The sequence below is a fragment of the Nostoc sp. JL34 genome (assembly GCF_017114945.1).
GTDB lineage: Bacteria > Cyanobacteriota > Cyanobacteriia > Cyanobacteriales > Nostocaceae > Nostoc.
Map to the genome: position 1 here is coordinate 16,315 of NZ_JABXKQ010000054.1, position 25,332 is coordinate 41,646.

Here is a 25,332-nt window from a genome sequence, read left to right on the forward strand (position 1 = left end):
CCTACTTACGCAACACCGCCCGACATCGCTCGCTGCAAAGCGAGAACAATGGCGCGTTTTCCGAGTTCGACTTTATAACCGTTATGTTCAAGCGGTTTCGCATCTTTGAAAGCCACTTCGGCAGCAGCCCGAAAAGTTTCTTCCGTCGCTGGTTTTCCGATCAAAACTCTTTCCGCTTCGCCTGAACGCCAAGGTTTATGCGCGACGCTTCCCAAAACAACGCGTGCCTGTTTGATGTTGTTGCCTCTTGTTTCTAAAGCAGCAGCCACGGCAAGCAGTGCGAAAGCATATGAAGTGCGATCGCGAACTTTTAGGTAATAAGACTTGTCGGCGAAGTTATTCCTCGGCATTTCGATGGCGACGATCAATTCCCCATGCTGAAGATTGTTATCTTTTTCCGGCGTTTCGCCCGGCAAGCGATGAAAATCCTGGATCGGGATTGTGCGTTCTTGCCCGTTCGTGCCGCGAATCCTCACTACTGCGTCAAGCGCATAAAGCGCATTCGCCATATCGCCCGGGTAAGTCGCCACGCATTTATCGCTGTAGCCAAAAATGGCATGAATGCGATTAAGCCCCTGAAGCGCTCCACATCCGCTGCCAGGCTCGCGTTTGTTACACGGCATAGCGATGTCGTAAAAATACTGGCAACGGGTGCGCTGCATTAAATTTCCCCCGTTGGTCGCCATATTGCGAAGCTGTACGGAGGCACCAGCTAAAATCGCCATTGACAGAAGCGGGTAATTTTGCCGGACGAGCGCATGGTTAGCCGTATCAGTATTTTTGGCTAACGCGCCGATAGAAATTCCGTTCGAGGTCGATCGAATTTCCGCCAGATTCAAACCTAAGATGTCAACAAGTTCGCTGGGACGCTCGACGTATTCTTTCATCAAATCAATCAAATTTGTCCCGCCTGCGAGAAACTGTGCCGTTTGATTAGCGGAAACGGTGCCAACGGCGCTTGCTGCGTCGGTTGCGCTAGAATATTTAAACGATTTCATCGGCTTTGCCCTCATTGAATGCAATGGCAATTTCTTCATCGCTTGCAAAATGCCTGGTCTGGGCTGTTTCGCGCCCGGAATGAACTTCTCTGATTGCCGCAACGATTCCTGGATAAGCGCCGCAACGGCAAATGTTGCCGCTCATGCGTTCTCTGATTTCTTCATCAGAGAGATATAAATTCTGGGGACTCGTCCGCAAATTATTAGTGACGTGACTCACGTCGCCGTTTTTGGCTTCCTGCAAAAGCGCCACTGCCGAACATATCTGCCCCGGCGTGCAGTAGCCGCACTGGAAGCCGTCGTGTTTGATGAACGCCGTCTGCATCGGATGAAGATTGTCGGCGTCAGCCAGCCCTTCGATGGTCGTCACCTCTTTTCCCTCGCAGCTCGCGGCAAGTGTCAGACACGAAAGCACGCGGCGTCCGTCAACGATCACTGTACAAGCACCGCACTGTCCTTGATCGCACCCTTTTTTGGTGCCGATCAATCCAAGTCTTTCGCGTAGAGCATCGAGCAGCACCGTGCGCGAATCCACTTCCAGGCGTTGAGTAGAGCCGTTGATTTTCAACAGGACCTTAACGGCGTTTTCCACCCCAGCGGTCGAAGCGAACACTGCGTCGGGCGAAGCGGTGAGCGTGGCAAAGACCTCCTCTTTAGCCAGCAGGTGGAAGGCGAAAGTGCCGAGTGCCGCAGCCATGTTTTGCCCCAAGAATTTTCGGCGAGCAGCACCAACAATACCGAGTTCGTCAAGTATTGTTTTTTCGTCCGCGCTGAGTTGCTCATCGCTTTCGGTTAGATCGAAATCTTGTCGTTCTTGATTGTCGTCCATGATTCTCCTTGCAACATTCTCGAACAAGCCCTAGACAAGTGTTTGTTTTTCGCGCCGACTCTTCTCACGGTCTGCACCCACCAAAGGCGCAGAAGCACCTTTCCAAGTAATACACGGTAAATCCACCGTTTTTTTGTTAAGCAATATTTCGCCAACGGTATCCGTATCTCGGCGGCCACCCAAGAAGGCTTATTTAAACCTGTGGTAGCTCATAGATACCCCAATAGTTAATATCATGCTTCTTCAAAATGACTTCAGCATTTTGAATCTCCTCATCTTTGCCTTTTAGTACTAGTAAATATTCACAGCACTGGATGCGATCGCAATAACGTCTAGCTCGGTCTTCAGGAATACCTAAACTAGCTAGCACCTTTACTAAATGATTTGTGGCTATAGTACTAACTGCAACACCCGCTACACTGATAATGAATGCTGTTCCAACCGAACCGACTGCAATTATTACTCCAATACCGCCAGGAAGTACCAAACTGCTAAGACCAACTAATACGCTTCCCCAAAAACTTGTAGCTAAAGCGTCACCAACTGCTCCAGTTGTATCTACACTTTGATTGTTGATACGCGAACTGACTGATACTTCGCCAATAGGATTTATGCGATCTGCAAATTTTGCAAAAATCGCAACTTTTTCCATTGGAAAGCTTGAGGCTTTTAATTCATTAACTGATTGCTCCGCTGCTTTACGGTTAGTAAATACTCCAACAGCGTGCTTGTTATCTGTTGTAATCATATTATCCTTATTTCAGTGAGGCAGCACTAGCTCACTAATAAAACCGAAAGTTATTTCAACAAATTAGTAAATAGTGAACAGTAAACTGTTTTTCAGTTGGGAGTCAAAGTTCCTCACCACTATTGCGTGCTACGTTTGAGTTGGGGTCTAAATCTCCAACTCAAACTTTGATAACTGATAACTGCTTTAAACTCTTGCCCTATGGTCAAGAAGACTACGAGAAGCTAATGAAAGCATGATCATCCAAACACCCGTCAACAAAAAATTAATCCCTACAAATACTCCCAATACCCAAACTGCGCTGACAGGCCATTGATACAGAATAAAAATCCCTAGAATAATAGCCATGATACCGCTAAATAGTACCCAACCCCAGTTTGGATCTCGACGCATTTGAAATGCTGCAATCACCTCCAATACACCCTCAGTAAAAATGACAATTCCAAAAGCTAAGGTGAGAGAAAGTGCAGCACCAAAGATGTTGGTAATTAACAAAATTCCACCAATTGCGTATAGAATGCCAACTACTAGCTTTGTCCAGAAGCCTCGTTTGTGACGTGATTGAAATGCATGAACAATTCGGACGATGCCAGCAATAATTAAAGTCCAGGAGAATACGATTGTGATGGCAATAGTGGCAATAAATGGTTCTGCGATCGCTGCAATTCCGAGCAGAATCATCAAAACACCTAAGACAATTGCCAATGCTGAATTTGTTCTGGTTTCTCTAAAATCTTCAGAAGTCATAGCTTTTCCAAAAATGTTTTGATATGTTGTTAAATTTTGAAAGAGAGACGCGATTAACCCAAGTCTTTCCAAGAGTTATCTCTCCCTTGTACTCCTCTGCCCCCTCTAAGCATTGACCAGTTCAGGTGATAAGCGCTTCAACACCAGTCGCTCATATTCCACATGGACGTAGATTGTGTCGCTTTCGTGGAACTCGCCGCGTAGAATCGCTTTGGCAATTGGAGTTTCTAGTTCTCGCTGAATCGCCCGCTTCAGGGGACGAGCACCGTAAACTGGGTCATAACCGACCTGAACAATCCAATCGAGAGCCTGGTCGGAGATTTTGAGCGAGACTTTACGCTCGCGCAATCGCTCCTCTAAATGCTGCACTTGTAGTTTGACAATTTCGCGCAACTCGTCCTTCCGCAAGCTATGGAAGATAATGATTTCATCAATGCGGTTGAGGAATTCGGGGCGGAAACTTTCTCGCACTGCTTCCATGACGCGATCGCGCATTTGTTCGTACTTGCTATCGTCTCCTGCCACATCCAAAATGTATATTGAACCAATATTGCTGGTCATAATCGCGATCGTATTTTTAAAATCTACTGTGCGTCCCTGAGAATCAGTTAGGCGACCATCATCCAGGATTTGCAGCAGGACGTTGAATACATCAGGATGAGCTTTCTCAATTTCGTCAAACAGAATTACAGAATAAGGTCGGCGGCGAATCGCCTCGGTGAGTTGTCCGCCTTCTTCATAGCCCACGTAACCTGGAGGCGCACCGATGAGACGGGCAACAGCGTGTTTCTCCATGTATTCGGACATATCGATCCGCACCAGTGCATCTTCGGTATCAAACAGATATTCCGCTAAAGCTTTTGCCAGTTCTGTTTTTCCCACCCCGGTCGGGCCTAAGAAAATAAAGCTGGCAATGGGACGATTCGGATCTGCCAACCCAGCACGGGAACGTTGAATTGCATCAGCAGCAGCTCTTACAGCTTCTTCCTGACCAATCACACGTTTATGTAGCTCTTCTTCCAGATGCAAAAGTTTTTGCATTTCCGATTCAACCAGTCTGCTCAACGGAATACCCGTCCACTTGGAGATAATTTCGGCAATGTCAGCTTCGGTGACTTCTTCGCGCAACAAAGATTTACCGCTAGTCTGGATTTGAGCTAGTCGCGCTTCGGTTTCTTCTAGTTGTCGTTGCAGCTCAGTGAGTTTGCTGTATTTCAGTTCTGCTGCCCGGTTGAGGTCGTAATCGCGTTCGGCTTGCTGAATTTCTACATTGACACGCTCAATCTCTTGTCTAATTTGGCGAATGCGATCGATAATTTGCTTCTCTGCCTGCCATTGAGCATTGAGAGCAACTTGGCGTTCTTTTAACTGTGCAAGTTCTCTCTCTATGCGTTCTAACCGCTCTCTGGAAGCACTGTCTGTTTCTTTTTGCAGTGACAGCCGCTCCATTTCCAGTTGCAGAATTTTGCGATCGATTTCGTCTAATTCTTCTGGTTTAGAAGTAATTTCCATTTTTAGTTTAGCCGCAGCTTCATCCACCAAATCAATAGCTTTGTCGGGTAGGAAGCGATCGCTAATATATCTCGCAGACAGAGTAGCTGCCGCAACTAACGCACTATCAGAAATCTTCACGCCGTGGTGTAACTCGTAGCGCTCTTTCAAACCGCGCAGAATTGAGATGGTATCTTCCACACTGGGCTGATCGACATACACCTGCTGAAAACGACGTTCCAAAGCCGCATCTTTTTCAATGTACTTGCGGTATTCATCTAGCGTGGTGGCACCAATACAGCGCAGTTCGCCGCGAGCAAGCATCGGCTTGAGCAAGTTGCTAGCATCCATCGATCCTTGCGTTGCACCCGCACCAACTACAGTGTGAATTTCGTCAATGAACAAGACGATTTGTCCCTGTGCTTCTTGGATTTCTTTTAAGACAGCTTTCAGGCGTTCTTCAAATTCTCCCCGGTATTTGGCTCCGGCAATTAACGCACCCATATCTAAAGCTATTAGTTTGCGATCGCGCAATGATTCCGGGACATCACCACTGATAATGCGCTGCGCTAATCCTTCTACAATTGCCGTTTTACCGACACCGGGTTCACCAATCAGCACGGGGTTATTTTTAGTCCGACGAGAAAGGATTTGAATCGTGCGGCGAATTTCTTCATCTCGTCCAATCACTGGGTCAAGTATGCCCTCACGTGCCAATTGGGTTAAATCGCGTCCGTATTTTTCTAGCGCTTCATATTTAACTTCCGGGTTTTGATCTGTCACTTTTTGACTCCCTCGAATCTGTTGAATGATGTTGCGGAGTTTTTTTTCATCCAGTCCCAATTCTTGAAACAACCCTTTACCAAAGCGATCGTCTTTGGCAAAGGCAAGTATTAAATGTTCAATAGAAATATATTCATCACCAAACTCTTTGCGGTATTGTTCGGCGCGATCGAGCAGCCTCTCTAAACTGTGTCCGATGTATACCGAACCACTGCTAGCCCCCGATACTTTGGGCTGACGGTTGATGAAGTCGATAGTGCGCTCGTGGAGTTTTTGAACATTCACCCCAGCTTTGTTGAAAATAGAACTGGCGAGTCCTTCCTGTTCCAGTAGCGCTAGCATCAAATGTTCGCTCTCAATGTGCTGATGCTGAAACTGCTTGGCAATTTCGGGAGTACGAACAAGGGCTTCCCAGGCTTTTTCAGTAAATTGCTCGGGATTGGTTGGTTGCATAATCGTGCTCCTTAGCTGAGAAATAAATTATTTTGTTAACGCTCTTAATTACGAATTTGTAATTCAGCACGGTAGGCACGCAGTTGCGCCTTGAGTTGGGCAATTTCAGTTACCATATCCAGCACCATTGCTGCTCCGACCCAATTCAAGTTCAGATCGCGGTGCAACCTTTGAATCTGCACAACGCGAAACATATCCTGTCGGCGCAGCATGATTCCTACAGGTTCAATTAATCCCAGGTGGGCAAATCGTTCTAGCAAAAAAACCGAGGTCTGGGTGAGGTAGGCGGCTTGCTCGAAACTATAGAGGCGATCGCCTGCTTCTGACCAAACCACACTAGACAAACTCAGGTTAGAAATCATAATCGCACCTCTTCTAAGCCTTGACGGGGATTAAAACTGCTAACTTGTCGCAATTTTTCATAGCACTCTCTTTCTTGGGGACTCAAATCTTTGGGTGTCACAATTTTTAACCGCACAATCAAAGCGGTACGATTGCCTTTTGGATCGCGCCAGCCCTTGCCACGTAGCCGGAGTGCTTGGCCGGAATCCACACCGGCCGGAATCGTCATCGTTACCTTGCCATCAGGCGTAGGAACATCTATTTGTGCGCCAAGTACTGCTTCTTCTGGGCTGACAGGTAGTTCACAAGCAAGATTGTCGCCCTCAAATTTGAAGAAAGGATGGGGCAATAATTCAATTGTCAGATACAAATCAGCGCGTTGCTGACTAAAAGGACTCATCTGTCCTTTGCCTTTGACTCGAATGCGGCTTCCCGATTTTACTCCCGGCGGAATGCGAACAGTGATAGTTTCTCCATCAATTTGTAGCCGCTTCTGTGTACCGTGAAACGCTTCAGAAAAAGTGAGAGCGATCGCCGCTTCCGTATCCTGTGCGGGAACATTAGTGAAGCGGCTGGAGGGGTCTTCTCCATACCCAAAATCTACGTAGTCCCGGAATCCTTCTGGTCTTGTTGTGTGATAATTAGCTCCGCGCTGCCTTGTACGACCGCCACTGCGACCTAACCCTCCCAGCAATTCATCAATGAAATCATCAAAGTTGCCATACTGGCTAAAGTCATAACCTTGTGTACCCGCCCCTCTGGGTGGAGATGCACCCGCCGCAGCCTGTTGCCAGTACTGACCATACTGGTCATACTTCTGGCGTTTTTCCGGGTCGGACAGCACTTCATTAGCTTCGTTAATTTCTTTGAACCGCGCTTCCGCTTGCTTATCGTTAGGATTTAAGTCCGGGTGATATTTCCGTGCCAATTTCCGGTAGGCTTTTTTGATATCCTCCGGAGTGGCGTTCTTACTGACACCGAGAATTTGGTAATAATCTTTGAAATCGGTTGCTGCAACCATCAGCACCTCTTGAAATTAACGCGATGGGACGGGTGGGCAGGGGCATGAGGAAGATGAGGGGTAAGGGGGAAAGGGTAAGGGGAAAAGGGCAAGAAAGTAATATTAATGTAATTTATTATGCCTTTACCCTTTACCCGAATGGCACGAAGAAAAGGTGAAACCTTCTCAGGGCAGGGTGTTGGGGGTAGAGTGTTGGGTGTAGTGTTTCAGATAATTGAATGCAACTGCGTCAAGGAGTTCAACATCTTCTTAATTCCCCACACCCTACACCCCACACCCAAAAGCCAGGAATACCAAGGATTTACGCTTTTCTTAGTGCCATTTCCCTTTACCCTTTAACCTTTTCCCTTTCATTTCTGGCTTCTGCCCTTTTCGGGGAATCATCTGGTTTAACGACTTCGGATACTCGGTTGAAGAAACTAGAGAATTGTTCTTGAAGCTTGGCAAATGCGCCTGCTGTGTTCTCACGTGCCTTAACTTGCCGCTCTAGATTTTTAATTGCTTTGTCAAATGCTGCATACTCGCGATCGCCTCTGGCATATCCTAGTTCTTGAGCTAACTTGAGTTGGGTACGAGCATCTTCTAGCAACCTCTGTGCTGCGTCGCGATCCTTCTCTGCTAAAGTAACCGCAGTCACTAGATCGGTATGGGCTTTGACTAGCGGCAGGGGTCGAGCTTGTTCTGTGACCACTAAAGTTGAGAGCGCAAGTTGCAGCACGCCTTTGGCTTCATCAATTTTGCCTTCGTTCAACAACCGAGCTGCCTGCTTTGTTGCATCTGGATATCTCTCTAATGGCAGATTGACGATTGCTGTGCGAATCTCGCTTATCAGGTTGTTCAACAGTTCGCGAGCCGCCGGAAAATCTTCTGCAATTACAACACCCTTCACTTGTTTGCGAATTCGGTCAACCAAATTAAAATCCTGAGGGGCAAAATCGATTATCGCTACCTGAGCCGCCACCGGAATTAGAGCTAGTTTAGGGTATTGTGCCACCAGTATGTCAATTTTTCCAGTTGCTCGTTCTAAAGCTTGAAGTGCTTCTTGAGTCTTTCCCCGCTCAATGGCAGCGATCGCTTTTTTAGTTTCTTCGATTGCGGCGATCGCTTCTCGATCCAGTTTACTTTCAGCCTCAGCTGTTGCCTGTTGCCTCTCCTTTTCAATCTCCTGCTGAAGACTAGTATCAAGCTGATTCAATCTTTCAGGAGATACCGCAGCAGAGCTAACTGCATGAACGGGAGCGATGAATAAAAGCGAGGAAAAAAGAATACCCACGAACAGGACTTGCAGCCTTCTAAAGAATCTGTGATATCGGTTCACGATCATTCTCCTGGTTTATAAACTTGTTTTGCACCTGGATTGAAGAAGGTAGGGGGCGGAGGGGCAGGGGAGCAGAGGGGCAGAGGGGCAGGGGGCAAAGGAGCGGAGGAGAAAAGACTAAAATTACCCTTGATTCTCCCTATCTCCTCTGCTCCTTATCTCCCTATCCTCTTCTCGCCTCCTGCCTCACTTCGGCTACGCTCAGTGACCACCTGCCTTCTAGCTTCATCAAGCTGGTTGGGCGGGGGCGGTTCCGGATATACGTTTGAAGAAACTAGAGAATTTTTCCAGGAGCCGACTCAATGGGTCTGCGGTTCTCTCGTTTGCCCTAACTTGCCGCTCGATATCTTGGATTGCCTGCTCAAGTTCTGCATACTCAGGATCGCCTTTGGCATAGCCCAATTGTTGAGTCAACCTGAGATGGTTGCGAGCATCTTCCAGCAACCTCAGCGTTCTTTCGCGATCGCTGTCTGCTATAGCAACTGCACTCATTATGTCAATATCGGCTCTAAGCAGCGGTAGGGGTCGAGCAACTTCTGTCACCACTAGGGTTGAGAGGGCAAGTTGCAGCACCGTTTTGGCTTCATCGGTTTTACCTTCGTTCAATAACCGGGCTGCTTCCTTCATGGCATCAGGATATGTCTCTAGTGGCAGATTAAAGATTGTTGTGCGAATCTCACTCACCAGGCTGTTCAACAGTTGACGAGCAGTACGAAAATCATCCCCATTCACAGTACTCTTAATTCGATTACGAATTCGCTCAATCTCATTAGAATTGTCAGGGGCAAGATCGATTATATTTACTTGAGCCGACACAGGAACAAAACCCAGTTCAGGGTATCGTGCTACTAGAATTTCAAGTTTTCCTGTTGCTCGTTCTAAAGCTTGAAGTGCTTCTTGAGTATTTTTCTGGTTAATGGCATTAATTGCATTTCGAGTTTCTTTGAGCGCGGAAACTGCTTCTTGATCTACGCATCTTTGAGCTTCATCTGTTGCCTTTTGTCTCTCGTTGTCAATCTCTTGCTGATTACGAGCATCGAGCTGATTCAATGTTTGAGAGTTCATAATCTTCTCCTTGTTTGTTAATTTGTTTTGGGTTTGGAATAGGTGTTTTTTTCATCGCGATCAAACAATTGTTCGATCTACTTCTAAGCCTTTACTAGCCCATTAGTTTTTCCTTTGGTCTTGTACCAGAGGCTTCTCCCCTGCTCCACTCGGACTGCTCCCTTGCCTCTTCGTTGGTTGCAGGCGAGCTACAGCATTGGAAGCACGTGGGGACGGGGATCGGGCGGGAAAGCTTTATCGATCCGATCAAGCTCGGCTTCGGTCAACTGGAGCTCCCCAGCCCCGGCGTTTTCGGCTGCGTGATCTGGGCTAGAGGCCTTGGGGATTGCGAAGAGCGAGGGCCGCCGCACTAGGAACCGAAGCGCAACCTGGCGAGGGGTCGCGTTGTGCGCGGCGGCGATTTCTTGCAGCACGCGGCCTCCGGTCGTGTGCGGATCTGGGAAGTGCCCGTGACCGAACGGGCTGTAGGCGACCACGGCGACGCCATGCTTCTCACACCAAGGAATCACGGCATGCTCGATCGCGCGCTCTTTCAAATGGTAAAGAACCTGGTTGCAGACGAAACGACCCTCGCCGGCGATCGCCCGGGACTCTTCAAGGTCGGGCAGATCGAAGTTGCTCACTCCCCAGGAGAGAATCTTCCCCTCGTGCTGAAGCTGCTCGAAGGCGGCAATTGTGTCCTCCAACGGGTGCTGACTGCACCAGTGCAAGAGGTAGCAGTCCAGTCGATCAGTTTTGAGGCGAGCAAGCGACTTCTCGCAAGCCGCCATCGTCCCGCGCCGAGAGGCATTCTCGGGAAGTACCTTGGAGACCAGGAAGACCTCATCGCGTCGCCCGACGATCGCCTCGGCGACGACTTCCTCGGCGATGCCGTACATCTCGGCGGTGTCAATATGGGTCATGCCGAGATCGAGACCTCGACGCAGCGTGGCGATTGCGGAGGCGCGATCACAGCGATCGATGTACCAAGTCCCTTGACCGATCACCGCGACCTCACGCTTTGTGGAACCAAACCGACGCTGTTCCATGCTTGTTCTCCTGACTAGATTCTTTTCTTTTGCAAGTTAGCAATTACACTTCGTGTACACTGCGCGATTACACTCTGTGTACGCTGCGCGAACGCGCCGATGCGATCCTCACTCTCCATCCTCAGGCTCGTTCCTGATGTCCTCAGGAGATCTCACGTTTATGCGCCGCTACGATACACTGGCTTTTTCGGCGGCAGCGTGTATAGTAATGTCAATCCCACGCATAACACCAATCCGGCGATACCGTTCCACAACGACAGCACAAGCGCTAAGAAGTACAACACGCTAGTTAATATGTACATGCGGGTGAGGTAAGCGATGAATCGACCGTCGAGATTTCTGTTCAGCAATCGATGATTGCGGCTGGCATATAGCCAGATGAGCAGCCATGTCAACACTGATAAGAACAATACCAACGCATACAAGACGACTACGGTTTGCAGCTGCTGTGCGTCAGTAATGCATCTAGCCAGGACCGCCGTTGGAAACGGCAGAAACGAAATACACATCAGAAACAAGAGGTTGAACAGCTTAAATACTTGATCGCTCCGTTCGTAGAGTTGGAAGACGTAGTGATGATTTGCCCAGAAAATTCCAATTACCACGAAGCTGAAAATGTAGGCGAAGTAGGACGGCCACAATACGAATAATGCTGAGGCAAGACTTAGTGTGTTGGTTGTTCCCTCCGTAGAGTTCAACTCTGGCACGCGAATTTCCAGTATCAGCAGCGTGATGGCAATGGCAAACACGGCATCGCTAAACGCTTCAATCCGCTGGGTGTCCGACTCCGCTGATGCTCGTGATTTCTGCATAGTGACTTGATTCTGTGTTCCACCATACCTTTGTGCCTGCTTCGATGACAGTCGAGGCGGCCGTTCTGACGGTCAGGCTTAGGGCAAGATCGTGATCCAGTTTTCCACCGAGGTGATTCCTGGTGCCGACCACGCTGCCCGCTCTGCCTCTTGCTTCTCAGCCCAGGAGCGCACCGCCCCCCTCAGGATGACCTTGCTCCCCTCCACCTCAACCGTGATCCGCAGCGCGTCGGTCTCCGCGCTGCGGATCAGCGCCTGCTCAATTTTCTGCCTGAGTTCCGACGGCGACACGCGGGGCTTGATGGTGAGCAAGTTGGTCACCCCCTTGACACCTTTCAGGCGGCGGACAACCCGCTCGGCATCGCGCTTCTGGTACTCCCACTCGACCACACCCCTGAGCGTGACCCAGCCCTTGGAGACCGTGACGTCGAGATTATCGATAGACACGCCGGCATCCCACTCCAGTGCATGAATGGCGGCTGCGGCAATGTCGGCGTCAGTGCGCTCGGCAGAGACCGGCAGCTGAACCTCGATGTCGTTGGCCACAGCCAGTACGCCACGGACGCGGTGGGCAGCTTCTTCAGCAGCCCAGCGCTTGTAAAAGGAATCGACCCAGCCTGTGAGCGTAACAACACCGTCTTTGACGGCTACGCCGATTTCGGTAGACTGGACGCGGGAATCCCACTTCAACTCATTCAGCACATCCTTTTGGATTTCCTCGTCAGTTCGGGTTGCGGTTGCAGTTGTCATGGTTGTTTCTCCTTTGAGCTACTCTTATGGTTTAAAACTGCTAAACTTCATTTCAAAGGCTCTAACACCTGCTTCTGCCACAGGATGATCCTGCTCTATGCAGCTTTCTTGGTGCTGTTGTGCGGGTCGATGACGAACTTTTTCGGTGCCCCTTGGTCGAATGTCCGGTACGCCTCTGGTGCTTGGTCGAGCGAGATGAACTCGATGTTTGTGACCTCGCTCAGGTAGTCCATCCGGCCCCCGAGGATGGACTGCATCAGGAGTCGGTGGTACTTCATCACCGGGCACTGCCCCCACATGGCGAACTGCGACTTGATCCATGCCTTGCCGAAGTCGAGGATCAACTTCCCCTGCTTAGCCAGGTCCGTGGGACCACCGGGGTCGGAGCTAGTATAAATGCCAGGGATGCCCATTCCCCCGCCGAAGCGAACCACCGACATCAGGTCGTTCAATACAGCCTCCGGCTGCTCGCCAGCGTCTTTCCCATGGCCGTGGGCTTCGAACCCCACGGCGTCCACCCCGCAGTCCACTTCGCGAACGCCAAGGATCGACTCGATCTGATCGGCCAGCGGCACGTCTTGCGTCAGGTCCACAGTCTCGTAACCCGACTTCTTCACCAGCTGCAATCGGGTCTGGTTCACGTCCCCGACGATGATGGCGGAGGCCCCTAGGAGGCGGGCACTGGCGGCGGCACACCGACCCACCGGTCCTGCCCCTGCAATGTACACCGTGGAGCCCGTTCCAACTCCCGCAATGACACACCCATGGTAGCCCGTGGGCAGGATGTCCGAGAGGAGGGTGAGGTCATGGATGCGCTCCATCGCCTGGTCCTTGTCGGGGAACTTCAGCAGTTGGAAGTCAGCGTAGGGGACCATGTGGTACTCGGTCTGCCCGCCTGGCCAGCCGCCCAGGTTGAAGCCGTAGGCTCCGCACGGGAAGTCAGGGTTGGTGTTCATGCAAATGTCGGTGTGCCGCTCCTTGCAGTTGCGGCAGCGGCCGCAGGCGACGTTAAATGGAACCGAGACGAGATCGCCGACCTTAATAAACTCCACGTCCCGGCCCACCTCGACGACCTCACCAGTAATCTCATGACCCAGCGTCATCCCCTCTGGAACGGCGAAGCGGCCCCGGTAGATGTGCTGGTCGCTACCGCAGATGTTCGTGGTGACCACCTTGAGAATGACACCGTGCTCGCACTTCTTGCCACGAGGGTCAACTAGTTTTGGGAAGTCGATACTTTGTACCTCGACTTTCCGAGGACCCACATAGACTACTCCACGATTGCTTACCATAGCTTGTTCATCCTCTTTCTATGGTTTGAACTACTAAATTTCATTTCAGGCCCCCTCAGCTAGTTTCACGGGGCGCAACAACATCGCATTGGCTGCCACAAGTACTCAAGGGAGGAAAAAAGAAAGCCCACGATCAAAACTTGCAGCCCTTTAAGGAGTCGGTGATATCAGTTCATGATGGTTCTCCTAGTTTTTTAAGTTGTTTTGTGACTGGAATAAGTGCCTTGTTCCTCGCGATGGGCTACGCCCCACCGTAGGTGATCGCAACTCTGGAAATTTACGATCTGACTTTAGACCTGGAATAAGTGCCTTTTTCGTCGCGATCGAACACCTGTTTGACCCGATCCCAAGCCTTCGTCAAGGCATTATCTTTTCCATTGGCTTCTCTGAACGACCGATTGTAGGTATCAACAAAAGTTTTTTGTGCGTCGTCCGACAGATTTGCTCTAATTTCTGGTGAAATCTGCTCATTATCTGCCAGTTCACCTTTTGGTTGACGGGGAATCTTCATGTCAGTGATAGCGACTTCTTCCGCACCCGCACTTTCTAACAGTGAGACAACTTCGTCTGCTTGTTCTTGTGGCACTTCCGCGACCAGTAAAAACTCACCTGCTTTCAGGCGTGTTTCGTAAATAGCAGCTTTGTCCTCCGGCATACCCATTGCGATTAAGGCAGCTCCAATGCCTGCTCCCAAGGAACCATATAAAGCACCGCCTGCCGCTCCTAATAATGCTGCTCCCAAAGGGCCTGCTGCTACTACGGTTCCTAAAAAGGGAATGAACAACACGCCCACGCCCGTAAGTAAAGCCAAGAGAGAACCAAACAGCGATCCAAAAATCGCTCCGGTGGCGAGTCCATCCAAGATCACATCTTGTTTAGTCACAAATCCGGAGATACGAGTTTCAGCATGGAAATTGCGACCAATAATCGAAATGTGATCTTTGGGAATACCGCGATTGATTAGACGCTCAACCACTTCTTGCATCTTCTTTTCATCTTTGAAGATAGCAGAGACACTTTTGAGGGCGGTTTTTTCAGATGTAGAAGTCATAAAAATTACTCCAAATTAAAGAACTAGATAGCATCACGAAATGTGGCGCAGATTTAAGGATGCGGGGATAGGAAGAGAGTATTTGATAATTTCACTGCGTCACCCAGAGGGTGACGCACGCAGGCTCCCTAAAGCAGTTCCTTTAACTCTGAGAACCAGAGCAACGGACTGCTCACTGCGTCTTGTTACTTTTGTTCCACAAAGTCTGCATCAATGACATCTTCACCACTGCGTTGTCCGTCTGCGGAGGTACCGCCATCTGGAGATGCGCCTGCTTGTGAGTAGACCGCAGTGCCGATTTGCATCAGGGCTTGTTGAATTTCGTTGGTGAGAGACTTCATGCGATCGATGTTGTTCTGCTCAATTGCCTGACGCAAGTCTCGAATTAAGCCTTCCACGCGGGACTTATCTGCTGGTGGCACTTTGTCACCCAAATCCTGAAGCTGTTTCTCGGCTTGATAGGCGACAGAATCCGCCATATTTTTGGTATCAATTTGTTCGCGCCGCCTACGGTCTTCTTCCGCATTGCGCTCGGCTTCTTTCACCATCCGTTCTACTTCAGATTTGTCGAGGGTAGACGCACCTGTGATGCTAATGGACTGTTCTTTACCTGTGGCTTTTTCTCTGGCAGTTGCTGACAGAATCCCGTTAGCATCAATGTCAAAGGTAACTTCGATCTGTGGCATACCTCTGGGAGCTGGAGGAATCCCATCTAGTCGGAAGGTTCCCAGGCTCTTGTTGTCGGATGCCATTTCGCGTTCACCTTGCAGAACATGGATTTCTACGTTTGTTTGTGCGTCAGCCGCCGTTGAGAACACCTCAGACTTCTTCACTGGGACAGTGGTATTGCGCGGAATAATCTTGGTCGTCACACCACCTAGAGTTTCAACACCCAGCGACAACGGCGTAACATCTAGGAGCAGTACGTCTTTTACCTCACCCCCAAGCACACCCGCCTGAATCGCTGCACCCACTGCTACGACTTCATCCGGGTTGACACCCTGGTGCGGGTCTTTGCCTATTATCTGCCGTACCAGTTGCTGGACAGCCGGCATTCGAGTTGCACCACCCACTAGGATTACTTCGTCAATATCTGCGGGACTCAGTTTAGCATCGCGCAGAGCTTGTTCGACAGGAATGCGGCTACGATCGAACAAGTCGGCGCACATTTGCTCGAACTGTACCCGCGTTAAGGTCATATCTAGATGTTTCGGGCCTTCCGGGGTTGCGGTAATAAAAGGTAAGTTAATGTTCGTCTGTGTTGCGCCTGACAGTTCAATTTTGGCTTTTTCTGCTGCTTCGGTGAGGCGTTGCAGGGCTTGTTTGTCTTTACGCAGATCGATGCCTTCGTTACGCTGGAATTCGGTTGCTAGCCAGTCTACGATTCTCTTATCAAAGTCATCACCGCCCAAGTGGGTGTCGCCACTGGTAGCTTTCACTTCAAACACACCATCACCCACTTCTAGGATAGACACGTCAAACGTTCCACCACCTAAGTCAAATACCAAGATAGTTTCGTTAGTTTTCTTGTCAAGTCCGTAAGCGAGGGCAGCCGCCGTTGGCTCGTTGATAATTCGCAGAACTTCAATCCCGGCAATTCTACCGGCATCTTTGGTAGCCTGCCGTTGAGAGTCATTGAAATAGGCAGGGGTGGTAATTACCGCTTGCCTCACTGGTTCCCCCAGATATGTGCTGGCATCATCTATCAGCTTGCGGACTACCTCAGCCGCGATTTCTTCGGGTGAAAATTCCTTGTTCAGAGCGGGGCAGTGTAGCTTGACATTGCCATTACTGTCACGTGCCACTTTGTAAGTAACTTGTTTTGCCTCTTGGGTGACTTCATCATACCTGCGCCCGATGAACCGCTTAACGGAGTAAAAGGTGTTTTCTGGGTTCATTACACCCTGGCGCTTGGCAATTTGCCCGACAAGTTTTTCGCCCTTCTTGGTGTAGGCAACCACAGACGGAGTTGTGCGACCGCCTTCTGTGTTCGGAATAACGACGGGTTGTCCGCCCTCCATTACAGCTATACAGGAGTTGGTAGTTCCTAAATCAATACCAACGATTTTTGCCATCGTTAGCAACCTCCTTCAAAGATTGGGATAAAAAATTGATAGTCTGGATTCAGGACAAGTTGAATAAATGGTATTAAGAAGTCAGAGGGCAGAAGGGGAATCCCCATAAATAAATTTAGGGGATTTAACAACGGCTTCTGAAAGTAAGGGTTTCCCGACTTGAGCAAACTGGCGTGGGCTTGTGACCTTTTGGCAGAGGGAAGAATCTATCCTTGAACCTTCTGCCCTCTGGCTCCTTAGCACTCAGGATTCGGCTGCGTTTTGAATCGCGGCTAACAATGAACGGAGGTCGTAAGAGCCATCGTGGCGCACACCGTTGATGAAAAAAGTCGGCGTGCCGTTGACCCCGCTCTGGATTCCGCTGAGTAAGTCTTCGCGTATCTTGGCTGCGTGGGCGTGCTCGGCGAGTTCGTGACTAAACCGAGGCACATCAAGACCGAGGTTAGCGGCATATTCTATTAGATGTTTGCGATCGAGCGCCTGTTGATGTTCAAAGAGATGGTCGTGCATCTCCCAGAACTTACCTCGCACCCCAGCGGCTTCTGCTGCTTCTGCTGCCTGCTTGGCGTGGGGATGCACGTTAGTTAACGGGAAGTGGCGGTAGACAAAGCGCATGAGATCCCCGGTCAACTGCTGGAGTTCTTTGACGATGAAATGGGCACGACCGCAATAGGGACACTCATAGTCGCCGTATTCCACGAGGGTGACGGGTGCATTTTTTGGCCCTCGGATATGGTCGCGTTCACCTTCAGGTGTGCCGTTCGCGGTAGCGTCTCTGAAAGAGAAGGCATCGCTAACTGGGAGGCTAAGTTCGCCTGTTGCTGTTGTGATCATGTTGTCACCTCCTGCTCTTAAGGGAGTGCTTTGGAAAACATTGCGTCACTGCCCTTGCCCGTTGCCCCTGTGCCCGTCACCTAAGTTTACTTTCACAACCTTGTTCTTATCTTCTTCAGCCTTGGGCAGCCTCAGCTTGAGAATGCCATCTTTGTATTCTGCTTGCACCTGATCGTGCTGGACACGGGTAGGCAACGGAATTACGCGCTGAAACCTGCCATAGCGGAATTCGGTGCGGGTGATGCCTCTTTCTTCCGTTTTGATTTCTGACTTGCGCTCACCGGAAATAGATACTGCCTCTGGCGATACCTGCACATCTAGGTCTTTGGGGTCTACACCGGGAATTTCTACCTTGAGATGAACCGCATCGGGGGTTTCTTGAATCTCTGCGGAGGGAATAAAGGCAATGCCTTCCTCTTCTCTACGACCTGTCGGTGCTATCTCATCAAACAAGCGGTTTAACTGCCGCTGCAAACTTTCAACTTCTCGGAAAGGTTCCTAACGAACGAGTGCCATAATTTTAAGTCTCCTGATGATCTATACTTGAGTGTTTAGAATTCTGCATTAGACTGGGTTTTGTCAGTCGCTGAAACAGCGTTGCTATCATGCCAGTGCTGAACTCTGTTGACACTATAAAGAAGAAATCTAAGGGCTTTCTGAGGAAATTATGATGATTGGGGATTGGGACAAGGCAAAATTGTAAGGGGAAAAACAAATAACTTCCCTTTAACCTTTCTCAGTTACGCCAGTTCGATCAACGGGGGAAACCCTCCGAAGTTGCTCCACTTGGTGAGGAAGTTCAAGTCTTGGCGGTTCCCGTAGAGTTGAAACTTCCGTTAGCGACGCAGGAGCGTCACCCGAAGGGGCAAAGACGACACTTGCTACAACGGAGGGAACCTCCGCAACGCAGTGTCTCCCAAAGACTGCACTTCTCTTTGCACGCGACTGGCTCCCCAATACCCAGTCTCCTCAATAATCGAAGCCTTCGCCAGGGCCAGGGCCGACACCAGCTGGCGCTTTCGCCTGCTTGTCAGGTTTTTCTACCACAACACCCTCAGTGGTCAGCACCATACCACCAATAGATGCAGCATTCTGCAAAGCACTACGAGTCACCTTCGCTGGATCGACAATGCCCGCCTCGAACATATTCACAAATTTATTAGCAACGGCATCGTATCCCTCATCAAAGGGCAGTTCACGGACGCGCTCCACAATCACCGCACCATTAGCACCAGCATTATCAGCAATGCGACGTAGTGGAGCATAAAGGGCGCGAGCCACAATCATAGTGCCCGTCAACTCTTCATCCTTCATTTGGCTCTTTGCCCATTCCTCAAGCTGGGGAGCAATGTGTGCTATTGTTGTACCGCCACCGGGCACAATTCCTTCTTCAACTGCGGCTTTGGTGGCATTAATTGCATCTTCTAGACGTAGCTTGCGGTCTTTGAGTTCAGTTTCGGTGGCAGCACCGACCTTAATCACCGCGACACCACCTGCCAGTTTCGCCAGCCGTTGTTGCAGTTTTTCCTTATCGTAGGAGGATTCAACTTCTTGGATTTGGCGACGAATTTGTTCGATGCGAGCTTTGACAGCTTCTTCGTTGCCTTCTGCCACGATGGTTGTGTCGTCTTTGGTAACGATCGCTCGCCGGGCTTTACCAAGCATTTCTAACCTGACATTTTCTAGCTTCAAGCCCGTATCTTCGCTAATCACCTGACCACCTGTGAGCGCCGCGATGTCTTCCAGCATGGCTTTACGTTGAGCGCCAAAGCCGGGAGCCTTCACCGCCGCGACTCGCAGCACACCGCGCAAATGGTTTACAACTAAAGTTGCCAAGGCTTCTTTTTCAATGTCATCCGCAATGATTAGTAGGGGTTTGCCTGTCCGAGCAATTTGCTCCAGAATCGGCACTAAATCTTGAACCATTGTAATCTTGCGATCGGTGATTAAAATGTGGGGTTCTTCCAGCACTGCCTCCATTCGCTCTGGATCAGTCACAAAGTAAGGCGAAACGTACCCTCTATCAAAGCGCATTCCTTCAGTGACTTCCAGTTCGGTCGTTGTGGATCTGCCTTCTTCTAGAGAGATTACACCTTCTTTGCCCACTCTTTCCATCGCCTCAGCCACAATCCGACCCACTTCGGGGTCATTACCCGCTGAAATGGTTGCAACCTGCTCAATGTCCCTAGAATCTTTAATTGGACGGGCGTGTTCTTTAATTTTTTCGATGACGAATTCTGTAGCTTTATCAATCCCCCGTTTCACCGTCAGGGGATCGGCACCAGCCGTAACGTTGCGTAGCCCTTCTTTAAGCATCGCGTGAGCCAGCACAATTGCAGTGGTGGTTCCGTCACCCGCGACATCGTTTGTCTTGGAGGCTGCTTGACGTAGCAAGGAAATCCCGGTATTCTCAGCGGGATCTTCTAGTTCAATTTCTTTGGCAATAGTTACTCCATCATTGACGATTTGAGGAGCGCCAAATTTTTTCTCCAAAACTATATTCCGCCCTTTGGGACCGAGGGTGACAGCGACGGCTTCGGTCAGAGCGTCAAAGCCTTTTTCCAATGTCCAACGGGCCGTGTCCTTGTACAGAATTGTCTTTACCATAGAAATATTGTCCTTGTTAATTTTAATTAGGATGTTTTCAGTAGTGCTGAATAGAGACGCGATAAATCGCGTCTGTACAAGAGTTAGGAGTTTTATCTCCCCCTGCTCCCCCTGCTCTCTTTTCCCCAATATTCAGTCCCTTTGAAAGCTGCTTACTCCACGATCGCCAGGACATCTTTTTCAGACAACAACACGTATTCTTCGCTACCGAGTTTAATGTCGGTTCCGGCATATCTGGAATAGAGAACTCATTCGCCAATTTTCACTTCCATTGGCTGACGAGATCCATCCTCATTACGCTTCCCCGGGCCGACTTGCACCACTTCTCCAATCTGTGGCTTTTCTTTGGCGGTGTCGGGCAATAAAATTCCCCCAGCAGTTTTTTCTTCCGCTTGCGCGACCTTAATAAAGATGCGTAGGCGTAGCCCGTCGCAGACATCGCCCAATGGTTTTACTGTCGAAATACTCAGCGATACGGCTGCCATAGGCTATTCTCCTGTTGAGAAGGCAGGAGGCACTAGGTACATTAGTGAGTGGGCTTTAAACCCACAACTAAAGTTTTTGTCATCTTTCTTCTGTACCCCGCAGTATGTCTCCTACCTTTTTTGTCAAAAATACTGCTCAGTGCTTATTACCTTAACCAAAAAATCTAAGGACTTTCTGAGGAAATCATGGAAGTTGCAAAACAGTTGTATGGCAAAAACCGGGCGTGCAAGAATTTCTGTTGAGGTTCAGCTTAATTGAGTACGATGGTGGAATGTACTGATAGTTGCAGATATCGGCTGAGTTGCAAAGCACTGCAAATGTGATTGGTTGTGAGATTTAGCTCACAGGCTAAAGGGTGCGGCTACTATTAACCGAACTGTATTGAAATAAAACCTCATTGGAGCGGACTGAAGAGAGTCGTCAGTACTAAGTTCAAGGTTATTAGCATCTGCTCAATTCAACCGTTAAACACTGAGGTTGTTTAATGTTCTCAAAGAGGATTTAAATCATGTCAGTAATCAGTATTTCTAAGTTCGAGCGCTTCTTCCGCACTGTGGCAGGTCTAGACGTGGACAAGAACGACCTTAAGCGTTACAGCGACTTCGTCAATCATAAAACCTACGATCTTCTCCTTCGTGGCCAGGCTACGGCGAAGGCGAACGGGCGCGACATCATCGAACCTTTTGATGTACCTATTACAAAGGGACTGGAGGAGAGAATTCACAACTTCAAGGAGATCAACGAGGAGATTGAGCTAAAGCCCATACTGGATTACATGACGACGCGACCACTGCTCGACCTGGACTACAGTAAAGAGACCGAGGCACGGCTTCCAGACATCGTGGGTGGACTTAGTGTGGCACTTGCCCGCACCTTCAAGATCATCGATCCTGCTCTCAAGAACCCCCAGACGATGCAGTGGGAGCGTGCCTTCAGCATTTTTGACTTGCTGCTGTAGACTCATTGACATACTCCCCACCCTTCAAGGGTGGGGATTCTAGGCTCAAACAGCGATAGCAGGCTCCCGCCCGACTGACATCACCTAACCCAACAGTCGATGCCCCGACTGCACAAATTACCTGAGATGCGTTTTTATCCCTCCCGTTTACTGACTGACAGGACGGACAGCGCCACTCTCTAGTAGACAAATCAAGACTTTCTAAAACATGGCCGCAGCAAGAACAAGTCTTAGTGCTGGGATACCATTGGTCGATGAAAACAACCCTCTTTTTCTTCTTTTTGGCAACCCATTCTAGTATTTGTAGAAACTCTCCAAACGCCAAATCAGAGATTTTTCTCACCCAAAGACGCTGCATTCCTTTCAGGTTTAGTGTTTCAAAACATAATACATCAAATTTATCAGTCAAATGATGTGCCAACTTCCAAAACCAATCATGCCGACGATGAGAAATATCCTCGTATCGACGTACTAAATTCTTTCTAGCTCGTTCACGATTAGATGAGCCTTTCAACTTTTGGGAATGCTGTCTGCTGGCTATTTTGATGGCGTTGAGTGACTGCTTGAAAAATTGGGGTGATTCAATTTTAGTCCCGTCTGAACAAGTGAGGGAGTTGCCGTCTTGGCGGTTTCCGTCGATGGCAAACTCCCGAACCCAAAGGGTGAGGAATGTTTTCAATCCAAAATCAAAGCCAGCGATTTTACCCGTCTTAACTTCAACTTCTGGTTTGTTCCCCTCATCAACTACCACAACCATAAACAACTCACCCAACGGTGTGCGTTTAATGGTTAGGGTTTTGACTGTTCCCTCAATCTCTCTAGACTTCCAAAATTGATATACTCGATTCCCAATTTTTACTCTGTTGCCATTTAAAAACTTATAGCCAGCTTGTTTGAGGGTGAATGATTTGTATTTTTTAACTTTCTTAAATCCCGGTGTTCTAACTCCTTTCTTATTATGTTTAAAAAACAATTGATAGGCTTTATCAATGCGTTGACAAATATCTTGTACTGCTTGAGAACCTACTGTTTGCCAGAATGGGTTACGCTTTCTTAATTTAGCAATATGAGACTGAAGTTTTACACTCCTCAAATGCTTGCCCCACATTCTGTAGTAGCGTTTGTGTACGGCAATACAATGATTGTAGATTACCCCGGCAGCATTTATCATGCGTTTGAGGTGTCTATTTCTTTTGTGTTGATATAGCTTAAACTTCAGTGTTTTCATATTAATACAGGACTTACGCAACTGGCACAATGCGATCGCTAGTAAATAGTACTTTAGTACTATAAAGATGCACATGAAATGAACTAGAGTACAAATGTAAACTGTTCCTTTTCACACCAAACTTTTCTTTTGGGCTGCTGCTCAAGCTACTGTAACGAATACTTTTGAATATGAAGTTTACTAAATTACATTATTGCCAGTATCTACTTAGTAGCCAAATTAATTATACCATTACCAATTTGGCAGAGCATTTAGAGAGTATTAGCCATGATAAAATTAACTATTATTTGAAAACAGAAAAGTTAACGCCTCGTTTACTATGGGATAACGTGAAAGATGTAGTTGAGCCTGATGACAATGGTTACATAATATTAGGACTAGCCCTTTCAAGGTGTGTTAATGTTCTGTGCTTTCTGGGCTAAAATCTTAGCAGTTGAGACATGGGGCTTGTTCTTAAGATAAGTTCGTTTTGGTTGAGCAATCTTTGGCCCTCTTGGGTGGCGGCGAAAAGCTCTCAACTTGGCAAGACCTGCCAGATGTTTGAGAATTTGCGATAATTCCATGAAGGTTATGTTGTGGAAAATACCCCATTCTTCAGGGGGAATCGCAATCATCATCCCCCGATAAGTACCCCTGATTTCGTCAGCTAAGTAGTAGTTGGAAACTTCCGTTTCAATCCTGAGTGCAGCCTTAACCACAGACAGCACATTATAGGCGACTAAAGCGATACAGAAGGTAAATAAAGCTGCCTTTGGGTAGCCTAATGTATTAATCTCGCAGCAGAGGTTTTCTGTTAGGACTTGAAACAAAGTTTCGAGTTTCCAACGTTTGCGATAGAGTTGGGCTATCAAAAGCGCATCTATAACCTCAGACGATAAATTAGTGATACCAGTTCTCTATGAAGATGCACTAAATTAGTAGAAGCAGAAACAGGGTATAGGGGTATGGGAAATAGCTTCCAAGTTGAAGTATCCGAGAGTCAAGAAGAACTACAACACCGATTACGCCATGCAGTAACAGCAACAAGTAAAGAAAGACTACAGATGCTTTACTGGATTAAGGTAGGTGCGATCGCAACCAGACAGGAACTTTCACAACGCTTGGGAAGAGATGAATCAACAGTGTATCGCTGGCTGCAACGGTATAAACAAAGGGGGATGAATGCATTGCTGGAAGTCAAAACACCCAAAGGATTGTCTGCCTTAATTCCAGAAACGGTGATGAACCAACTTACAGAACGTCTTCGCCAACCTGAAGGATTCAAGAGTTATAGTCAAATCCAAGAGTGGCTGAGGCAGGAGTACCAGATTGTGGCTGCGTACAAAACTGTACACAAAATTGTACGCTACAAGCTAAATGCTAAATTGAAAGTACCTCGTCCGCGCAGTGCCAAAGCAAAACCAGAAGTCCAAGAAGCCTTTAAAAAAAACTGCCAGAAATAATTCAAGTGTTGATACGCTATTTAGGGACAGGTAAACAAGTACGGTACTGGTGTCAAGATGAGAGTCGCTTAGGGCTTAAAACTATAATCGGTCGCACAATTACCCTCAAAGGGGTTAAACCCGAAGGTATTGTTGGATGGCAACGACAAAATTTTTACCTGTATGGTGTTGTTGAACCAATAACTGGAGATAGCTTTTTTTGGGAATTTTCTCATCTTGATGGTACTTGTTTTCAAGATTTCTTATCCCTTTTTTCCGCAGCATACCCTGATGCCCTGAATTTAATACAAATGGACAATGGGAGTTTTCATAAATCTTTGGACTTAAAATGGCCTGATAATGTTATTCCAATTTTTCAGCCCCCCAATAGTCCAGAGCTTAATCCCATTGAGCGTTTATGGGAACACATCAAGTACGAATTGTCTTGGCAACATTGCACCCACTTAGATCAATTAAGACACAAGCTCAAACAGGTTCTTGATTCTATTTCCACCGAAGCGATGCCTACGGCGGTAAACTACGCATCGATTTGTGGATGGGATTACATTATCTCCGCTTTATTAAGTGCAACTTCATAGAGAATTGGTATGAGAATAAAAATTTCCCTGTCACCGTCACGATTAGGCTGCTCTAAACAAACTTTTACACGACGTGCCTTTAACAGTTGACCATCATCGGCGCTCAAAATGATGTTTTGCTCAAATACAGCACCACTATCGCTTTGACCCACTAACCGGAAATCATCAGTCGCCTGCCAAGGCATACTTTGATGCTGTCGGATAATAAAGTAGCCTTTTTCAGCAGCAATACCAAATAAGAACTTGAGTGTACAAAAATTCCGGTCTGCCAGCCAAACATCGTCTTCTTCAACAGTAGGTAGCACTTCATCAAATAAAGAACGTTCTTGGGCATGACCGTCTTCGCAAGGAAATACATCTACTGCCAGCATCAAGCTTGGGTCTAGTACAACCAAA

Annotated in this window: 27 protein-coding genes and 1 pseudogene; 4 read left to right on the forward strand and 24 right to left on the reverse strand. The window is 48.3% G+C overall.

The window, feature by feature from the left end; all coding sequences use genetic code 11:
* Nucleotides 1–5: 5 nt before the first annotated feature.
* The 8 genes from HWQ44_RS10870 to HWQ44_RS10905 form a co-directional block, all read right to left on the reverse strand.
* On the reverse strand, nucleotides 6–998 hold the full coding sequence (locus tag HWQ44_RS10870) for a xanthine dehydrogenase family protein subunit M (protein ID WP_179076024.1): 993 nt from the start codon (nucleotides 996–998) through the stop codon (nucleotides 6–8).
* Nucleotides 985–1,827 (reverse strand): 2Fe-2S iron-sulfur cluster-binding protein, encoded by an 843-nt coding sequence (locus HWQ44_RS10875; RefSeq protein WP_179075962.1) that lies wholly within the window; start codon nucleotides 1,825–1,827, stop codon nucleotides 985–987. Before HWQ44_RS10875 ends, HWQ44_RS10870 begins: the two co-directional genes overlap by 14 nt.
* 30 nt (nucleotides 1,828–1,857) lie before the next feature.
* Nucleotides 1,858–2,010, reverse strand: coding sequence for a hypothetical protein (locus HWQ44_RS10880; protein ID WP_179075963.1), 153 nt, complete (start codon nucleotides 2,008–2,010; stop codon nucleotides 1,858–1,860).
* Nucleotides 2,011–2,020: 10 nt separating this feature from the next.
* Nucleotides 2,021–2,575 (reverse strand): general stress protein, encoded by a 555-nt coding sequence (locus tag HWQ44_RS10885; protein WP_179075964.1) that lies wholly within the window; start codon nucleotides 2,573–2,575, stop codon nucleotides 2,021–2,023.
* 186 nt (nucleotides 2,576–2,761) lie between these two features.
* Nucleotides 2,762–3,322, reverse strand: a complete 561-nt coding sequence (locus HWQ44_RS10890; protein ID WP_292718369.1) for an HdeD family acid-resistance protein — start codon at nucleotides 3,320–3,322, stop codon at nucleotides 2,762–2,764.
* Between the two features lie 105 nt (nucleotides 3,323–3,427).
* Entirely contained in the window at nucleotides 3,428–6,049 is a 2,622-nt protein-coding gene (gene clpB / locus HWQ44_RS10895) for an ATP-dependent chaperone ClpB (RefSeq protein ID WP_179075966.1), read from the reverse strand.
* Nucleotides 6,050–6,093: 44 nt separating this feature from the next.
* Nucleotides 6,094–6,411: a chaperone modulator CbpM gene (locus HWQ44_RS10900; RefSeq protein WP_179075967.1), complete on the reverse strand. Its 318-nt coding sequence runs from the start codon at nucleotides 6,409–6,411 to the stop codon at nucleotides 6,094–6,096.
* Nucleotides 6,408–7,412, reverse strand: coding sequence for a DnaJ C-terminal domain-containing protein (locus HWQ44_RS10905; RefSeq protein ID WP_179075968.1), 1,005 nt, complete (start codon nucleotides 7,410–7,412; stop codon nucleotides 6,408–6,410). The genes HWQ44_RS10900 and HWQ44_RS10905 overlap by 4 nt, the downstream gene beginning before the upstream one ends.
* 117 nt (nucleotides 7,413–7,529) lie before the next feature.
* On the opposite strand from HWQ44_RS10905, the gene HWQ44_RS10910 reads away from it, so the two are divergent.
* Complete coding sequence (locus HWQ44_RS10910) at nucleotides 7,530–7,751, forward strand: hypothetical protein (protein ID WP_179075969.1); 222 nt, start codon at nucleotides 7,530–7,532, stop codon at nucleotides 7,749–7,751.
* Here HWQ44_RS10910 and HWQ44_RS10915 read toward each other — a convergent pair.
* From HWQ44_RS10915 to groES, 13 genes and pseudogenes are all read right to left on the reverse strand, one after another.
* Nucleotides 7,741–8,730, reverse strand: coding sequence for a YfdX family protein (locus tag HWQ44_RS10915; protein WP_179075970.1), 990 nt, complete (start codon nucleotides 8,728–8,730; stop codon nucleotides 7,741–7,743). The two genes, HWQ44_RS10910 and HWQ44_RS10915, sit on opposite strands and share 11 nt — an antisense overlap.
* A gap of 228 nt (nucleotides 8,731–8,958) precedes the next feature.
* On the reverse strand, nucleotides 8,959–9,795 hold the full coding sequence (locus HWQ44_RS10920; RefSeq protein WP_179075971.1) for a YfdX family protein: 837 nt from the start codon (nucleotides 9,793–9,795) through the stop codon (nucleotides 8,959–8,961).
* 188 nt (nucleotides 9,796–9,983) lie between these two features.
* Nucleotides 9,984–10,823: an aldo/keto reductase gene (locus HWQ44_RS10925; protein WP_179075972.1), complete on the reverse strand. Its 840-nt coding sequence runs from the start codon at nucleotides 10,821–10,823 to the stop codon at nucleotides 9,984–9,986.
* 158 nt (nucleotides 10,824–10,981) lie between these two features.
* A complete protein-coding gene (locus tag HWQ44_RS10930; protein WP_179075973.1) occupies nucleotides 10,982–11,635 on the reverse strand; it encodes a TMEM175 family protein in 654 nt (217 codons plus the stop codon).
* A gap of 78 nt (nucleotides 11,636–11,713) precedes the next feature.
* A complete protein-coding gene (locus HWQ44_RS10935; RefSeq protein WP_292718375.1) occupies nucleotides 11,714–12,385 on the reverse strand; it encodes a BON domain-containing protein in 672 nt (223 codons plus the stop codon).
* Between the two features lie 95 nt (nucleotides 12,386–12,480).
* Nucleotides 12,481–13,677, reverse strand: coding sequence for an alcohol dehydrogenase catalytic domain-containing protein (locus HWQ44_RS10940; RefSeq protein ID WP_179075975.1), 1,197 nt, complete (start codon nucleotides 13,675–13,677; stop codon nucleotides 12,481–12,483).
* Nucleotides 13,678–13,954: 277 nt separating this feature from the next.
* A complete protein-coding gene (locus HWQ44_RS10945; RefSeq protein WP_179075976.1) occupies nucleotides 13,955–14,728 on the reverse strand; it encodes a ChaB family protein in 774 nt (257 codons plus the stop codon).
* A 185-nt stretch (nucleotides 14,729–14,913) separates the two neighbouring features.
* Nucleotides 14,914–16,803 (reverse strand): molecular chaperone DnaK, encoded by a 1,890-nt coding sequence (gene dnaK / locus HWQ44_RS10950; protein ID WP_179075977.1) that lies wholly within the window; start codon nucleotides 16,801–16,803, stop codon nucleotides 14,914–14,916.
* 243 nt (nucleotides 16,804–17,046) lie between these two features.
* Nucleotides 17,047–17,637: a thioredoxin domain-containing protein gene (locus tag HWQ44_RS10955; protein ID WP_179075978.1), complete on the reverse strand. Its 591-nt coding sequence runs from the start codon at nucleotides 17,635–17,637 to the stop codon at nucleotides 17,047–17,049.
* A gap of 45 nt (nucleotides 17,638–17,682) precedes the next feature.
* The gene (locus HWQ44_RS10960) at nucleotides 17,683–18,111 is read right to left on the reverse strand and encodes an Hsp20/alpha crystallin family protein (protein WP_292718379.1); all 429 of its coding nucleotides are present in this window, start codon (nucleotides 18,109–18,111) and stop codon (nucleotides 17,683–17,685) included.
* Nucleotides 18,112–18,606: 495 nt separating this feature from the next.
* Nucleotides 18,607–20,244: a chaperonin GroEL gene (groL, locus tag HWQ44_RS10965; RefSeq protein WP_292718380.1), complete on the reverse strand. Its 1,638-nt coding sequence runs from the start codon at nucleotides 20,242–20,244 to the stop codon at nucleotides 18,607–18,609.
* A 37-nt stretch (nucleotides 20,245–20,281) separates the two neighbouring features.
* A complete protein-coding gene (locus tag HWQ44_RS10970; RefSeq protein ID WP_292718412.1) occupies nucleotides 20,282–20,503 on the reverse strand; it encodes a hypothetical protein in 222 nt (73 codons plus the stop codon).
* Nucleotides 20,397–20,729: pseudogene (gene groES / locus HWQ44_RS10975) on the reverse strand (co-chaperone GroES). Before groES ends, HWQ44_RS10970 begins: the two are co-directional and overlap by 107 nt.
* Before the next feature lie 509 nt (nucleotides 20,730–21,238).
* Here groES and HWQ44_RS10980 point away from each other — a divergent pair.
* Nucleotides 21,239–21,688 (forward strand): DUF1931 family protein, encoded by a 450-nt coding sequence (locus HWQ44_RS10980; protein ID WP_179075983.1) that lies wholly within the window; start codon nucleotides 21,239–21,241, stop codon nucleotides 21,686–21,688.
* Here the strand turns inward: HWQ44_RS10980 and HWQ44_RS10985 are convergent.
* Together HWQ44_RS10985 and HWQ44_RS10990 are read right to left on the reverse strand one after the other, a co-directional pair.
* Nucleotides 21,663–22,916 carry a transposase gene (locus HWQ44_RS10985; protein ID WP_256874655.1) on the reverse strand — a complete coding sequence of 418 codons (1,254 nt, stop codon included), beginning with the start codon at nucleotides 22,914–22,916 and terminating at the stop codon, nucleotides 21,663–21,665. The genes HWQ44_RS10980 and HWQ44_RS10985 overlap by 26 nt on opposite strands.
* A gap of 386 nt (nucleotides 22,917–23,302) precedes the next feature.
* A complete protein-coding gene (locus HWQ44_RS10990) occupies nucleotides 23,303–23,767 on the reverse strand; it encodes a hypothetical protein (protein WP_179075984.1) in 465 nt (154 codons plus the stop codon).
* Between the two features lie 93 nt (nucleotides 23,768–23,860).
* Between HWQ44_RS10990 and HWQ44_RS10995 the strand changes: the two genes are divergently transcribed.
* Together HWQ44_RS10995 and HWQ44_RS11000 are read left to right on the forward strand one after the other, a co-directional pair.
* On the forward strand, nucleotides 23,861–24,358 hold the full coding sequence (locus HWQ44_RS10995) for a helix-turn-helix domain-containing protein (RefSeq protein ID WP_256874656.1): 498 nt from the start codon (nucleotides 23,861–23,863) through the stop codon (nucleotides 24,356–24,358).
* Nucleotides 24,359–24,363: 5 nt separating this feature from the next.
* The gene (locus HWQ44_RS11000; RefSeq protein ID WP_256874657.1) at nucleotides 24,364–24,936 is read left to right on the forward strand and encodes an IS630 family transposase; all 573 of its coding nucleotides are present in this window, start codon (nucleotides 24,364–24,366) and stop codon (nucleotides 24,934–24,936) included.
* Here the strand turns inward: HWQ44_RS11000 and HWQ44_RS11005 are convergent.
* Nucleotides 24,900–25,331, reverse strand: coding sequence for a hypothetical protein (locus tag HWQ44_RS11005; RefSeq protein WP_179075985.1), 432 nt, complete (start codon nucleotides 25,329–25,331; stop codon nucleotides 24,900–24,902). The genes HWQ44_RS11000 and HWQ44_RS11005 overlap by 37 nt on opposite strands.
* Between the last annotated feature and the right edge of the window lies 1 nt (nucleotide 25,332).